The 15,147-nt window shown below is 48.4% G+C and carries 14 protein-coding genes; 1 reads left to right on the forward strand and 13 read right to left on the reverse strand.

Going from position 1 to position 15,147, the window contains the following annotated elements:
* Positions 1–6 precede the first annotated feature (6 nt).
* The 6 genes from rpsR to ACKU41_RS01840 all read right to left on the reverse strand — a co-directional run bounded on the left by rpsR (position 7) and on the right by ACKU41_RS01840 (position 5,548).
* Positions 7–267 (reverse strand): 30S ribosomal protein S18, encoded by a 261-nt coding sequence (gene rpsR, locus ACKU41_RS01815; protein ID WP_015851900.1) that lies wholly within the window; start codon positions 265–267, stop codon positions 7–9.
* Between the two features lie 2 nt (positions 268–269).
* Positions 270–581: a 30S ribosomal protein S6 gene (gene rpsF / locus ACKU41_RS01820; protein WP_319781079.1), complete on the reverse strand. Its 312-nt coding sequence runs from the start codon at positions 579–581 to the stop codon at positions 270–272.
* A gap of 171 nt (positions 582–752) precedes the next feature.
* Positions 753–1,517 (reverse strand): enoyl-ACP reductase, encoded by a 765-nt coding sequence (locus tag ACKU41_RS01825; protein ID WP_319781078.1) that lies wholly within the window; start codon positions 1,515–1,517, stop codon positions 753–755.
* Between the two features lie 47 nt (positions 1,518–1,564).
* Positions 1,565–2,464: a phosphoribosylaminoimidazolesuccinocarboxamide synthase gene (locus tag ACKU41_RS01830; RefSeq protein WP_319781077.1), complete on the reverse strand. Its 900-nt coding sequence runs from the start codon at positions 2,462–2,464 to the stop codon at positions 1,565–1,567.
* A gap of 161 nt (positions 2,465–2,625) precedes the next feature.
* Positions 2,626–3,933 carry a histidinol dehydrogenase gene (hisD, locus tag ACKU41_RS01835; RefSeq protein WP_319781076.1) on the reverse strand — a complete coding sequence of 436 codons (1,308 nt, stop codon included), beginning with the start codon at positions 3,931–3,933 and terminating at the stop codon, positions 2,626–2,628.
* 202 nt (positions 3,934–4,135) lie between these two features.
* Positions 4,136–5,548 (reverse strand): outer membrane homotrimeric porin, encoded by a 1,413-nt coding sequence (locus ACKU41_RS01840; protein ID WP_321403726.1) that lies wholly within the window; start codon positions 5,546–5,548, stop codon positions 4,136–4,138.
* Between the two features lie 302 nt (positions 5,549–5,850).
* Here ACKU41_RS01840 and uvrC point away from each other — a divergent pair, with 302 nt between their 5' ends.
* Positions 5,851–7,659, forward strand: a complete 1,809-nt coding sequence (gene uvrC / locus ACKU41_RS01845) for an excinuclease ABC subunit UvrC (protein ID WP_321403728.1) — start codon at positions 5,851–5,853, stop codon at positions 7,657–7,659.
* Positions 7,660–7,762: 103 nt separating this feature from the next.
* Here uvrC and ACKU41_RS01850 read toward each other — a convergent pair whose 3' ends face one another.
* The 7 genes from ACKU41_RS01850 to ACKU41_RS01880 form a co-directional block, all read right to left on the reverse strand.
* Positions 7,763–8,482 (reverse strand): 16S rRNA (uracil(1498)-N(3))-methyltransferase, encoded by a 720-nt coding sequence (locus ACKU41_RS01850; protein ID WP_321403730.1) that lies wholly within the window; start codon positions 8,480–8,482, stop codon positions 7,763–7,765.
* Positions 8,483–8,621: 139 nt separating this feature from the next.
* Positions 8,622–9,860 (reverse strand): diaminopimelate decarboxylase, encoded by a 1,239-nt coding sequence (gene lysA, locus ACKU41_RS01855; protein ID WP_321403732.1) that lies wholly within the window; start codon positions 9,858–9,860, stop codon positions 8,622–8,624.
* 23 nt (positions 9,861–9,883) lie between these two features.
* Positions 9,884–10,336, reverse strand: a complete 453-nt coding sequence (locus ACKU41_RS01860) for a hypothetical protein (protein WP_321403734.1) — start codon at positions 10,334–10,336, stop codon at positions 9,884–9,886.
* Positions 10,336–12,972 (reverse strand): DNA mismatch repair protein MutS, encoded by a 2,637-nt coding sequence (gene mutS / locus ACKU41_RS01865; RefSeq protein ID WP_321405241.1) that lies wholly within the window; start codon positions 12,970–12,972, stop codon positions 10,336–10,338. The genes ACKU41_RS01860 and mutS overlap by 1 nt, the downstream gene beginning before the upstream one ends.
* Before the next feature lie 39 nt (positions 12,973–13,011).
* Positions 13,012–14,151, reverse strand: coding sequence for a tetratricopeptide repeat protein (locus ACKU41_RS01870; RefSeq protein ID WP_321403736.1), 1,140 nt, complete (start codon positions 14,149–14,151; stop codon positions 13,012–13,014).
* A 25-nt stretch (positions 14,152–14,176) separates the two neighbouring features.
* Positions 14,177–14,533 carry a LapA family protein gene (locus ACKU41_RS01875; protein ID WP_319781068.1) on the reverse strand — a complete coding sequence of 119 codons (357 nt, stop codon included), beginning with the start codon at positions 14,531–14,533 and terminating at the stop codon, positions 14,177–14,179.
* 20 nt (positions 14,534–14,553) lie between these two features.
* Positions 14,554–15,042: an HIT domain-containing protein gene (locus ACKU41_RS01880; RefSeq protein ID WP_319781067.1), complete on the reverse strand. Its 489-nt coding sequence runs from the start codon at positions 15,040–15,042 to the stop codon at positions 14,554–14,556.
* Positions 15,043–15,147: the final 105 nt, after the last annotated feature.

Genomic DNA, 15,147 nt, shown 5'->3' on the forward strand with positions numbered 1-15,147 from the left:
ATCCCCCTAGATGCTTTTTTTCTTTACATCAGTGCTGTGCACAGTGGTGTAATGCATGAGAGCCATCTGTCTGGAACGTTTAATTTCAGTAGTAAGACGACGCTGATGCTTGGCGCAGGTACCGGTAATTCTGCGGGCAATGATTTTGCCGCGCTCGGTTACGAAGTCCTTGAGAATGTCAGGACGTTTATAATCGAGGGGAAGGTTCTTATCCGCACAGAAGCGGCAGAACTTTCTTTTGGGTGTGAATTTTCTTTTGAATGCCATGATTAAGCCTCCTCTGCCTTTGCGGTTTCATCAAGTTTAACAGTTACGAACTTGAAGATACCGTCGGTGATACGGATGTTGCGCTCGAGTTCTGCAACCAGCGGGCCGGGTGCGTCGAAAACAAGGCGGACATAGTATCCACGGGTCTGGTTCTGGACAGGGTAAGCCAGCTGGCGGGAACCCCAATCGTCGATCTCTTCCATCTTGCCGCCTTCGCGGTCAATGATTGCGATGAGTCCCTCAACGATTTCCTTGCGGCTGTCGCTAGCAAGTTCGGGGCTCAAAAGCAAAAGTACTTCATACTTTCTGAGCATTATTAACTCCTCCTTATGGTCTATGGCCCTTTCCTATATAAGGGCAAGGCAAAAGGGATATTTATTCCCTTCACTCAGTCCTGTCAAGCAGGAATGAAACTATATCTAAAAAATAAAAAAGCCGGAAGCTTAAAAAGGCTTTCGGCTTTGTAATTTAATATCCGAATGAAATTAAATTCCAAGAATATTATAACCGCAATCGACAAAGTGTGTTTCCCCGGTAACCCCGGCGGAAAGGTCTGATGCGTAGTAAACAGCTGTTTTACCAACATCTTCAGTGGTTACGTTCCGTTTGAGCGGAGCGCGTTCTTCAATGTGTCTGAAAATGTCTTTAAAGCTGGATATGCCGGAAGCGGCCAGAGTCTTGATGGGACCGGCGCTGATGGCATTCATGCGGATACCTTTGGCACCGAGGTCTACAGCAAGATAACGGACACTGGCTTCAAGAGTCGCTTTGGCAACTCCCATAACATTATAGTTAGTAATAACCCTGCTTGAACCGAGATAAGTCATAGCCATGACGGAACCGCCGGGGTTGATTACATCTTCGTATGCGTTGCAAAGGCTGACCAGAGAGTAAGCTGAAACATCCATGGCAAGGTGAAAACCTTCGCGGGAAGTTTCAATATAGCGGTTTTTCAGGTCATCGCGGTTGGCGAAAGCAACGGAGTGGATGAGAATATCAATATCTCCCCACTGTTTTTTTACTTCTTCAACTGATTCGGCGATGCTTTCATCGCTCTGAACGTCACACTGGAAAGTGAATGCTCCGCCCAGTTCTTCACTGATGGGTTCGACGCGTTTTTTAATGGCATCGTTAACATAGCTGAAAGCCAGCTCGGCCCCTTGTTCCTTGAATTCCTTGGCGATGCCGTAAGCAATGCTTTTTTTGTTAGCAACACCGAAAATCAGTGCTTTTTTACCTTTGAGCAGCATTAATCTCTCCTTATTTATTAATTCTTCATATCGTGTAGCGCACTAACTTAAGCGTCAAGTTCACTTTCAGTCAAGAGTTTGAATGCTTCCATGTATTTATCACGGGTTTTGGTTGCGATTTCTTCAGGTACTTCCGGAGCCGGAGGCTGCTTGTTGAATTTGATTTCAGTCAGCCAGTCGCGCAGAAACTGCTTGTCAAAGCTGGGCTGTCCCTTGCCTGCTTCATAACCTTCCATGGGCCAGAAGCGGGAGGAGTCCGGGGTCAGCACTTCGTCAATAAGAATCAGTTCTCCATCGATGAGACCGAATTCGAATTTGGTATCAGCAATGATGATTCCCTTTTCACGGGCATAATCACGGCCGCGTTTGTAGATGGAAAGAGTAACATCCTGAACTTTTTCCAGCAGTTCTTCGCCGAGCATTTCCATGGCTTTTTCCACGGAAATATTTTCATCATGCTCGCCAAGCTCCGCTTTGGTGGAGGGGGTGAACAGGGGTTGCTCCAACATTTCAGATTCTTTGAGCCCTTCGGGAAGTTTGTGACCACAGACTTCTCCGGTTTTCTGATAGTCTTTCCAGCCGGACCCGGTAATGTAGCCGCGTACGATACATTCGATGGGCAACGGTTTGGCTTTTTTTACCAGCACGGAACGTCCTTCCAATTGGTCGCGGTATTTGTGAAGCACTTCCGGGTAATCTTCCACTTTGGATGCAATCAGGTGGTTGGGGACAATATCTTTAAACATGTCCATCCAGAACAGAGTGATCTGGTTTAGGATTTTACCTTTATCATCAATTGGATTGGGCATGATGACGTCGTATGCGGAAATCCTGTCGGTGGTTACCAGCAGAAGCTTGTCATCATCCACTTCGTAGATGTCGCGGACTTTACCGCGGGAAAGAAGATTCAATTCTTTAATATCAGTTTCAATTACATGCTTGGACATCTGCGTATCCTCTTATAGTTAGTTAAAATGACAATCGGTCATGCAGAGCGGCGAAGCCCTATAAAAAAAGTTCGGGAGAGTCGAAAGAACTCTTTCTTAAGTTCTTTGCCCCCCCGAAGGGTTACCGTAGCATAATTAAATCATAAAAACGCGTAAGCGCATCAGTTTTTCAATCTTGTTTCAACAGAACGGGCGTGAGCCTCAAGTCCTTCGAGGCGTGCCAGTCTGGCAATCTTAGCGCCGTGGCGGTCAACGTAGCTCTTGTCAGTATAGATCAGACTTGTCTTTTTAGTAAATGTTTGCACCGAAAGCGCGGAGGAAAAACGTGCGGTGCCAACGGTGGGCAGCACGTGGTTGGGGCCTGCGAAGTAATCACCCACCGGTTCCGGTGTAAAGTGGCCCATGAAGATCGCACCTGCGTGTTTGATCCGGCCTATTGCCCCCCAGGGTTCTTCAAAGGCAAGCTCCAAGTGTTCCGGGGCCATCCTGTTTACAAAGTCAATCCCAACTTCTAGATTCGGGACTTTGACTATTGCGCCCCAGTCTTCAAGGGATTTGAGGGCAATCTCTCCGCGAGGGAGCAGGTCGGCCTGTTTTTTGAGCTCGTACTTTACCTTGAGTCCCAGTTCGTCATCCCATGTTACAAGGATGGAGGAAGCAAGGGGGTCGTGTTCAGCCTGTGAAAGGAGGTCGGCGGCTATCCATGCCGGATCGGAATTACCGTCCGCAAGAATGGCTACTTCACTGGGGCCGGCAATCATGTCGATACCGACCTCGCCCACCAGCTGGCCTTTGGCTGTGGCTACAAAGATGTTGCCCGGTCCTGCAATGACGTCACAGGGGGGGATTGTTTCAGTTCCGTAAGCTAGAGCACCGATAGCCCATGCGGAGCCGGATGTGTAAATTTCGTTGATTCCCAGTTCCTGAGCTGTGGCGAGGATATACGGGTTAAGAGTTCCGTCTTTGCGGGGAGGGGAGATTACCGCGATTTCCTTGACCCCGGCTACCTGAGCGGGGACTGCGTTCATGATCATGCTGGAAATAAGGGGTGTTTCTCCGCCCTGTCCGCCGGGAACATACAGACCTACCCGGTCAACCGGGCGAACCAGCTGGCCGAGGATGGTTCCGTCCTCTCCTGTGGTCCACCATGATTCTTCTACCTGTCTGCGGTGGAAATCTCTGATGTTGCGAATTGCTTCCTCGATTATCTCAAGGTCCTGTGATTCAATTTCGGTATAGGCAAGGCGACGCTGGTCGGTGCCGACTTTGAGCATATGGTGGGTGAAATCAGGGCAGTCGAACTGTCTGGTATAGTCTACAAGGGCCTGATCCCCCTCGGACTTAACTCTAGATAGGATGTCTTTGACAATGGAGTCTACTTTGCTGTCAGGGTTGACCCGGAGTTCAAGCCATTTTTTGATTTCCGGCCAGTCCTGCTGTCCGGAATAATTAATGTCTCTGCAAGGCATAGAAGTGTCCTTAACTTGATGGATGTGATTAGTGCGTAAAAAATTACGAAGAGATGTCTTTAAGATGCCTTGACCCATATCTCAATGTGCATCAAAAGTCGAGCAGAATAGACTGCCGGAAGTAGGAAATTAAAAAGGGCCGGGAGTAAAACTCCCGGCCCCCGGCGTCAAGGCTATGCTAAATAAGTTGTTCTAAGATTTATTAGAACTTGTAAACGAGACCAATAGCGAACTTGAGGGAAGGATCGAAGTCAACATTCTGGCCTGCGCCGTCTTCCCATACGCCTTTGTCGAGATCAACGTCAACGTAACCGAATTCAACGATAGCTGCCAGTTCGTCGTAGATCTGGTAGTTGGTGTTGAAGTCAACTTCGAAAACGTGGTCTTCGGAGGTCAGGAAGTCGCCGTTAGCAGTGATGTTGGTCATAGCAGCGTATTTTGCAGCGCTGTTAACCAGATCCTTGTCGTTGGTACCCTGTACGTACAGAACGTGGATATCATGGCTCAGTTTGTCGAAGAAGGAGATCTTTTCGAGAGAGAGACCGATGGTCCAGAAACCAACCTGTTCGTTGCTGTCCATATCAGCAGAAGTCAGAGCGGAGCCACCGAAGTAGGTGGTACCGAAAGCCCAGTCGTTAGATACTACGGGCAGACGCTCGGAACCGTTATCAGTTTTGTCATCTTCACCAGTGGTGTAGGCGAAAACCAGTTTGGGCTGTACGAAGTCCAGACCGGTGTAAGCAAGAGATGCGTCGAAGAGCAGACCGGAACGATCGTTGCGCTTCTGGTTAGCATCTACAGCACCGTAAACGATGTCTGCGTTGAAAACGATGGGATCGAACATATCCAGAGTAAAGGTAGTACCGAGCCACCATGCAGTAGCATCTTTGTTCAGAGCGTTACCTGCGGGACCCTGAAGGCCTGCAACAGCAGTGGTGTTTTTACCGATCAGGGAGTATGCAAAGTAAGGGGTAGCGGACAGACCATCAATGGTGATGGGAGCTGCTGCGTAGAAGATATCCAGTTCGTCTTTGTTGTTGGTGTTAGCAGTGCCAACGTCACCGTTGCTAGCGTCTTCAACACGAACGAATGCACCTGCAAGAGCGATCTGGTCAGTGATGGGAGTTTCAACCTGGAAAGTACCGAGGTCAGCATCACCAAGAATCATGGAACCAGCAGCAGCGCCGGGCAGGTTGATGGACATGATACCAGCAGAAGTCAGAACTTCGGTGCCGGGGAAACGGTACTGCAGGTAAGCACGTTTTACGTACAGACCTTCATCGTTAGCACCAGCGTCCAGAGCGGTAGGACCGGTCTGGGAGTAGTTGCGGTGTGCATCACCGAGGCGGTTCTTGTACTCGGTGTACAGGACTGCCCACAGGTTTTCGTTAGCGATGAAACGGAATTCGGTACGAGCACGGAACCAGAAGTTCAGGTCGTCTTCGCTGTTAGAGTTGTTGGTAGTCTTGTCGTTAGGGATGAGGCTACCGGTGTTGTCCATGATGTTCATCTGGAACTGAAACTGGCCTTTTGCGTCCAGATCAACTGCAGATGCGCTTGCTGCGAAGCCCAGAACCATAGCGGCCAGGACTGCGAGAATAGCAATTTTTTTCATTGTTTATTATCCTTTTGCTGAATAAATGAGTTTAAGCACGATTGCCTGACGCCTACCTTCACGAACAGTTCTAGCTTTTCAGCATTCTCATGGCAAGCTAAAATTTACATTTTTTTGACAAGGGTAAAAAAAATTATACCGTATAATTTTTTTTACCCGCATCAATGTTATGAAAGCTAAGAGAATCTCTAGACTTTTTTAAAGAGATAGAAATCCCTTTGTTGACAAGGAATAAGCCGGAAGATAGTTCTTGAATATGATTTACAGGGCGGGTTTAAAAATTTTTACAGGTTTTATGTACTATGAGTTTTGAGTTCAAAAGTGTCGATTTCCCGGCATTGCCCGGTGTGTATCTTATGAAGGATTCTGCGGGCCGGATTATATATGTAGGAAAGGCCCGTGAATTACGCAAAAGGCTGGCATCCTATTTTCGGGCTATGCATAAGCATACGCCCAAGACCAGAGTGCTGGTTTCGAAGATACATTCCATCGATACCCTTGTTACCGGGACTGAGAAAGAAGCGTTGCTGCTTGAAGCAAGCCTGATCAAAAAACACAGGCCGCGCTATAATGTAGTCCTCCGTGATGACAAGCAGTATGTGCTTTTCCAACTGGACAAGAAGTCGGAATTTCCCCGGCTGCGTATGACCCGCAAAGTGATTCGTGATGGGTCAGTTTATTTCGGTCCGTACACATCCAGCTATTTTGCCCGCGAAACATGGAAGGTGCTCGGCAAGGTTTTTCCATTGCGTAAATGCTCGGATTCAGCTTTCCGCAACCGGGTTCGCCCCTGCCTCTACCATGACATCGGCCAGTGCCTCGGGCCTTGTGTGAATGTTGTTCCAAGGCAGGATTACATGAATCTGGTGCATCAGGTGGAGATGCTGCTTTCAGGTAAGTCCGGAGATTTGATCGGCTCACTGCGCCGCCAGATGGAAGAAGCTTCCGATGCCTTGGAATTCGAACAGGCCGCGAAGTTTCGGGACCAGATCAAGGCCATTCAGAAAACCGTGGAAAAACAGTCTGTGGTACTTAATGAACGCTCTGATATTGATGTGATCGCTTTGGCGGAATCTTCGCAGGGAGTTGGTCTTGGACTGCTCTTCATCAGAAAAGGGCGCTTGCTGGACAAGAAACATTTCTACTGGCCGGGCCTCAGTCTTGAGGATGGAGAGGAAGTGCTGCACAGTTTTGTCTCACAGTTTTATTCCTCAACTAAATTTATTCCGCCCAAACTTTTTGTGCCTTTTGAATTCGATATGCAGGGGGCGGCAGAATTGCTTAGTGAACGGAGCAAAACCACTGTACGCATCGTGACTCCCCATAGTGGTGAGGAAAAACGATTGTTGGAAATAGCCCGAAAAAATGCCGCGTTGGGCCTCAAAGAAAAGGAAAAAAGCAACAATAATATCCTCGATCTGCTGGCCGGAAAGCTGAAACTTTCCGGTTCTCCGCAGCGCATAGAATGTATTGATGCCTCACATCTCGGCGGAGAGGGCATGCGTGTGGGTATGGTTGTATTTGAGGAAGCCAAACCGGAAAAATCACAATACCGGACCTACGCTTTCCCGGAATTGGAGCATTCCTCGGATGATTATGCCGCGTTATATCATTGGGTGCTCAAGCGCATAGATTCAGGACCGCCGTGGGCCGACCTTATATTAATAGATGGTGGTAAGGGGCAGCTTGCTTCAGTTGAAAAGGCTTTTGCCGAGAATTGGAAATATGATGAACCGATTCCGCATCTGGCTTCCATAGCAAAGGGGCCGACCCGTAAAGCCGGGGAGCTTGAAGACCGTATCTTTAGGCCCGGCCGTAAGAACCATTTGCCGCTCAAAGGCGGAAGCCCTGAACTTCTCTACCTGCAGCGCGTACGTGACGAAGCACACCGTTTTGTCATCGGCAGGCAGCGTAAGTCGCGCAAGAAGAAGGTTTTGCAAAGTGAAGTCCTTTCCCTGCCCGGAATCGGCCCCAAGACAGCCCGTTTGCTTTGGGATGAATTCGGATCAGTGCAAAAAATGAAAGAGGCTTCCGTGGAAGAACTCTCAAGTGTACAGGGGATTGGGAAAAAGCGCGCCCAGCAGATATTTGACGCTTTCAAGGCAGTTTAGATTTTGTCGCCGAAGGACCTGCCGGGGCTTTTAACCCTTTTTGAAAAAAGGGGTAAGAATCCCAAAAACGATTATTATGGCTTCGCCATTTTTAAATATAAATTTATTTTTGACTTTCCAGATATGCAGCTCCTATGCAGAGCAGGGCGGCTGTTTCCCATCTTAGGATAGATTTTCCGAGACTGCAGGGTTTAAAACCATTTTCGATCAGCAGTTCGGCTTCACGCGGACTGAACCCACCTTCGGGGCCGATGACCGCCAATGTGGATTCAGCGCTGAAAACAGCGTTTTCAGGCACTGCACCGTTATCTGCTTTTTCCCATAGGAAAAGTTTATTGCTGAATTGGGCGGAAGTTTCGATCAGCTTTTCAAGTGATCCGGGAACAGTTTGAAGTCCGGGCATCCATGCATTACCACACTGCTTTGCAGCTGAAACCAATTTTTCATTCCAGCTTTCCTTAATCTCGGCAGGAACCTTGCCTTGACTGAATTCACTTTGAAAAAAAATCAGTCCGCGAGTCTGGAGCTCAACGGATTTTTCCAGAATCCAGTTGCGGCGGGAACTTTTATTCCAGCCTATGGCAAGAGTGATGTTGCGTGTATCCGGTACGTATGTTTCTTCACCAAGTTCCAGTTGGACTTTGCTCTTGGTGATTTCAGTTACGATAAATAACCCTTCACGGCCGCAGCCGTCAAAAAGACGCACGGTATCACCCACGCGGGTACGCAAAACCTTTCCAAGATGTTTTGCCTCGCTACCTTCCAGAACGAAGGGCGCATCCCAATTTTCGGGAGGAAGATAAAATGAATTAAGTCTGGCCATTGTTTCTCTCAAAAAAAGAAAATCCCTTAATAGGGATTTATTCCCTTTGGTCCCGCTGAAAGCGCCCGCCGGGAGGCTCGCCAAAGGCAATCAAGGCCATGAATACTGCATAAGTACTCATGGCCTTGTGATAGGCAAATTAAGATTCCAATTTCAACAGATCTTCATAAGTCTCACGACGGCGGCCCACGATGACGTCATCGCCATCGACGATGATTTCAGCTGCGCGCAGGCGGGAGTTGTAGTTGGAAGACATGGTAAAACCGTAAGCTCCTGCAGAGTATACTGCGATGAGCTCACCCTGTTTCATTTCGGGCAGCATACGATCCTTGGCAAGGAAGTCTCCGGACTCGCAAATGGGGCCGACAACGTCGTAGTCAATTTCAGGACGGTTGTTCTGGGTTACCTCGGAAATGCGGTGATAAGACTGGTACAGGGAAGGGCGTACCAAATCATTCATTGCAGCATCGACTATGAGGAAATCTTTGGTCGGAGTTTTCTTGGTGTAGATGACTTCACCGACGAGAATTCCTGCGTTACCTGCAATCACACGTCCGGGTTCAAGTACTACTTTAAGTCCGGTCCCGGCAAGAGCCTTGCTCAGGGCTTCACCGAATTCTTTTGGGTGAGGCGGTTCTTCTTCGTTGTAAGTGATACCCAGTCCACCGCCCAGATCGAGGTGTTCAATTTCAATGCCCATGGAACTCAGTTCATCACGGAAGGTGAGAAGCTTGTCGAGGGCTTCGAGGAAAGGTTCAATGGTGGTCAACTGAGAACCGATGTGGCAATCCATGCCGACGGGGGATATGTTGGAAAGCTCTTTGGCAGTCTTGTAGGCTTCCTTGGCGGTTTCCATATCCAGACCGAATTTGTTCTTTTTCATCCCGGTGGAGATATAGGGATGGGTCTTGGGGTCAACATCCGGGTTGATGCGGAAGCTGATGCGTGCGACTTTGTTCATGGACTCGGCAACTTCGTTGATGCGGTGCAGTTCACCTACGGATTCAACGTTGAACATGAGAATGTCAGCCTTGAGCGCTTCGGCAATTTCATAAGCTTTTTTACCTACGCCGGAAAATACGATCTTGCTGGCGGGGACACCTGCCTTGAGTGCGCGGTAGAGTTCTCCGCCGGAAACGATATCCATGCCTGCGCCCATTTCGGCCAACAATTTGAGCACGCTCAAGTTGGAGTTGGCCTTAACGGAATAGCAGGTCATGTGCTCCAGCCCGTTGAAGGCGGAATCAAAAGCTTCGAAATGCCTGCGCAGGGTGGCTGCGGAATAAATATAGAGCGGGGTGCCGTATTCTTTGGCCAGTTCGGTTATGCTGATGTTTTCAGCATGCAGTTCATTATTTTTGACTTCAAAGTGATGCATTGTGGAAGGACTCCATTAAAATATTAGGGTGTAGCTGTGTATACGTCGGAAATGACCACTCCAAGTGCGTCGTAGACATTGCGTCCTACGACTCTCCAACGATAGCTTTTAGCGGGATCAAGTCCACATTCGCTGAATACGAAAGTGGAGCCGTCGGATTGAATACCTTCGGAACCGGGTGTGAATTCTTTCCTGATAGCCGGGAAGAAAGGACATGTCGGACAGCCTTCTCCCGGACCGGAACCGTCAGCTTGAAATTGAAGACTTAAATTGTCTACATTTTTATATGCGCCGTCAACCTTTACTACAACTTTAAGGCATTCACCTACGCGGCGGCCTTCAACAGATGTGAAATTAAAATAATCTTCACTTTTTGTAGGAGCGGGCCACATTTTTACTCCGCAACCAGTGGCGGAGAGAACGAAAACAGCCAGAACGGCCAGCAGCATTTGTTTTTTTAACATATGAAATTTCATCAATTTTCTCCAAGCGAGTTTTTCCACTGATTCAGAAGGGTAAGGGCTTCTATAGGTGAAAGTCCGTTCACGTCAAGATTGCGCAGTTCTTTGATCAGTGCGTGATCTTCGGGCGGAGCTTCATTTTTCTTTTCATTTCCGGTGCAGAGCATTCCCGGCAGGATTGATTGCACGGACGGGGCCTTATGCGCAGGTTGTCCGTCCATATCCTGCGATTTTTCTTCCAGATTCGCAAGAATTTCCCTTGCCCTGACTACTACAGGCTTGGGTACCCCGGCAAGCTTTGCAACCTCGATACCGTAACTTTTATCAGCAGGGCCGGGGACCAGTCTGCGTAAAAAGAGGATGTCCCCTTTCCATTCACGTACTGCAATATTAAAATTACGCAAGCCGTCAATTACTCCCTCAAGCGAGGTCAACTCATGATAATGAGTGGCAAAGAGGGTACGGATACCGCCCCGTGCGCGTTTGGAAAGTTCCTCAACCACTGCCCAGGCCAGAGCGAGTCCGTCAAAAGTGGAGGTTCCGCGACCTATTTCATCAAGAATGACCAGACTGCGCATGGATGCCTGACGCAGAATACGGGCGGTCTCCATCATCTCGACCATGAAGGTTGACTGGCCCTGTGCGAGATTGTCCGATGCGCCGACACGGGAAAAAACGCGGTCCATAAGTCCGATTCGCCCGCTGCTAGCCGGAATGTAGGAGCCGATCTGGGCCATGATACCCATGAGTGCTACCTGCCGGAGTACCGTGGACTTACCGGCCATGTTAGGTCCGGTTATGAGCAGGATACGCCGTTTTTCATCTATTGTCAGGCTGTTGGGGATGTAGTTTGCAGCTCCCTGCACATCCTCGACGACGGGGTGGCGTCCTTCTTCGATAATTACTTCCATACCGGAGTGTACCTCCGGGCAGGACCAGCGGTTGGCCCGTGCTGCTTCCGCAAGACCCTGCCAGAAATCAAGGGCAGCGATGGCATCGGCCATGAACATGAAGCGACCACGGTTTTGGGCTACTTCTTCCCTGATTTTTTGAAAAAGATTGTATTCCAAAGTCTTGCGTTTATCAGAGGCGGAAATTAGTTTTTCTTCCAGCTCCTTGAGATCCGGTGTGATATAACGTTCGCTGTTTACAAGTGTTTGACGACGTTCGAAATACTCGGGGATCTGTCCTTTAAAAGCTTTGGAAATTTCAAAATAATATCCGAAAACCTTGTTGAATCCCAGTTTCAGCTTGGGCAGGTCGTTGGCATTTTTTTCTTTTTCAAGCAATCCGGCAAGAGTTGATTCACCGTGCTCGGTAAGCTCAATGAATTCGTCGAGTTCTGAGTTGAATCCGCTCCTGAAGAGTCCGCCTTCGGTAATCACCGGGGGTGGGGAGTCCACAAGGGCCCGCTCCAGAAGTTCTGACACATCGGTCATTGAATCCCATTTATTTACAATGGTCTTCAAAGCCGGAGTAACCGGATTCTTTTCATCAGCGCTTGAGACTGCCTCAAACAACAGATCATGAATCGGGGGAAGTGTCTTCAGGCTCTGCCGCAGGCTGATAAAATCTTTAGGTGTTGCCCGGCCCAGTACCACGCGGGTGGAAAGCCGCTCCAGATCGTAGACTGTATCCAGCTGTTTTCTGATTTTAGAACGCAGGGAATCGTCATTATGAAAAAAAGTTACCGCACGCTGGTTGTTTTCAATGGGGCCTATCTCCCGCCAAGGCTGTTTCAAGCGTACGGCAAGCAAACGCCCGCCCATGGGGGTGATAGTCTTGTCGAGTACTTTAAGCAGGGTGCCTTTGCCCTTTTTACCGTCCAGTCTTTTGAAAAGTTCAAGGTTGCGCTCGGTAACTTCATCCAGAATCATGAACTTGGTCAGATTCAGGGGCGTAAATTCTCCAAGATGGTCAAAGTCCTGCATCTGGGTCTGACGCAGATAGGAAATGAGTGCTCCACAGGCTTGGGTCAGCTGAGGTTTATCTTCAAGATCCAGTGAATCCAGATCAGCAACATTCTGCGCTTCAAGGACGTTTTCCCTTGCGGATTTGTAGTTGAAATACCCGGCAGAAGGGGCCGGGGCTATGCGGGCATCAATTTCACAGTACTGACCGGGAATGGTCTTACCTTGAGGAAGGATCAGCTCCCGAGGACTGATTTTTAATGCCCATTGCCAGAGATCATTTTCATTTTTACTCTGGATACCACTCCATTGCCCGGTCGAAAAATCCATCCATGCCAGCCCACCTGCTGATTTTGTTTCATCCCAGATCAGGGCGGCGAGATAGTTACTGTCTTTGGCAGAAAGAGTGTCGTCTTCAACTACTGTTCCGGGGGTGAAAACCCTTGTTACCCCTCTTTTTACAAGTCCCTTGGTCAGTTTGGGATCTTCAAGCTGGTCGCAAAGTGCAACGGTGTAACCTTTATCTATTAATTGAGAAAGATAAACCCGTGATGCATGATGCGGAACTCCGCACATGGGAACTTTATCATCCGATTTGGGATTGCGGCAGGTCAGAGCGATCTGCAATTCTCGCGCTGCTATTTCAGCGTCCTCAAAAAAAAGTTCATAAAAGTCTCCCATGCGAAAAAATAGCAGAGAATCAGGGTATTCGGCCTTGATCTGCATGTACTGCTCGAACATGGGAGTGAGTTTTTGTTTGCTCACAATAATATAAGGGGCTTACTGGTTCAGTTCTTTACGGAACGAAATTGAATGCCAACTGCGGCACCGTGGGCAATTGAAAAATATTCTATCCCGCTTGAGACCGCAACTGGAACAAGTGAACCTTTGCACTTTCCTCGCGACATTTACGAAAAAATCAAGCTGGTTTTTAAAAGAGGAAGTCAATCTCTGCTGGTCCTGTGCGATATCAAACAGCTCAAGTCTTGCCAGCCAGAAATTCTGATTGAGCATGAGTGTCTTTTCAAGCCAGACCCCGGCTTCTTCCTGTTTACCACAAAGCTGCAGGAGGCGCGAACCATAATAGTGCATGATCACATCGGGGTCTGAGTGAGAAATTTCTTCAACCATCACTTCATAAAAAGGATAGTTGCGATCATTATTCTGTTCTTTTTTGAGGATCGGGGTATCACCGAAGACAAGAGATTCAGCCAGAATGCCTTCCACAAGAACAAAGGTTAAATGTTTTGGAACCTGCGCAAGCGCGGTGTTGAACTTTTTTTTGAATTTGTCCAGTGATCCCTCCTGCTTCAATCTGGTCAGCACCAGAAGCCAGGACTCAACTGAACTTGATGAAATTTTAAGGGCTTTTTTCAAGGTGCGCTGTGCGGCAGCATCTTCGCCTTCAGATGTATAATCTTCTGCAAGGCGGGCAAGGTAATGCGCTTCTTGCACTGGCTGGTTCAGCATTGAATAAAAAGCTGCGGCTTTTTCAAATTCGCGTCCCCCGGCGGCCAATTCCGCCAACTCGGTCAGGATTTCAGGGGAATCGCCTACTATTTCACGGGCTTTCTCAAAGGCATGAATTGCACGGTCCAGAAAACCGCCACGACTGAAATCTCGTCCCAGTTCATAAAGAGCGCGGGCCTTGATGGCCGGGTCCAGACCGGGACGTACTATAAGGCTGTTTCTGATCTGGGCAGCACGTTCTATTTCGCCCTGCGAACGGTAGAGGTTGCCCAGAGCGAGGTATATTTCCACCGCCTCGGGAGTGTCCTTTACAACTTTGCTGAGTTCATCAATAGCTGCGCGGGTATCAGCCAGTCCGGACTTGCCTTTTCCGGCCCCGGACGAATAAGACGGCGCCCGATTATCGGACGCCGTCATTCTCTTCTTTTTAAATACGCTTAAAAAGGACACGTATACTCCTTGTATATGCGCTTATTTATTCAGAAGCTTTCTCTTCGCTTTCTTCTGCGGAGGGATAGTTCCCCTCATCGAGGGGCAGGTTGCGCAGAGAGTTAACTTCCTGCTCAAGGTTGGCCATTCTGGTGCGGCAGGTGCGGAGCTGACCGGAAAGACGGATTTTGTCAGCCATGAAGTAGAGCAGACAGAGTACGGAACCTGCAGCAAACGCAATCAGGATCAAGAGGTAGTACGGAAGAGGCTGGCTCATGAACTTGTAGCTAAACAGTTCTATGGACAGAGTTACTTCCTTGGAAAGTTCGGGAGTATTCTGGATAAAGAATACCATGGAAAGGAAAAAGAGAACTACCAGAGCCAAAACCTTCAAGTAACGCATGAAACCCTCCTTAGTGTTACTTAGCGACAGCAACTGTCAAATAACGGCTTGAGCCTTTTATAAGTTGAAGACAAGTGATCGGGAATAACATTGGTTTCTCCGAAAACTGCCATAAACGATGCATCCCCGTTCCAACGGGGTACTAATTGAAAATGGAGATGGGCGGCGATCCCAGCTCCGGCTGCTTCCCCTATATTCAGGCCGACATTAATCCCTTGAGGATTGCATGCCTTTTCCAGAATATCGCAGCTGATGGTTATATATTTCATGATCTCGGAAGCCTCAGCTTCTTCAAGATCAGTGAGTTTGCTGACATGACGGTAAGGTGTAACCATCAGATGGCAGTTGTTGTACGGAAACTTGTTCATTATCACAAAGCAGTGTTCAGCCCTGTGCAGAATTAATCTTTCCTCATCCTCTTCAATGCTTTCCGGAATGCAGAAAACACATTCATCCGGCTTAGGACCAAGGATGTAGTCCATTCGCCATGGTGCCCATAATACTTCCATTTGTAAAACAACCTTTACAATACCTTCGCACAGCAGTGAAGTCGCTGGGCGTGTGTCCTGCTAAAATTAAGCAGAAAACATTTGTATTGTCTTTTATCAAACAAT

Source organism: Maridesulfovibrio sp., from assembly GCF_963678865.1.
Lineage (GTDB): Bacteria > Desulfobacterota > Desulfovibrionia > Desulfovibrionales > Desulfovibrionaceae > Maridesulfovibrio.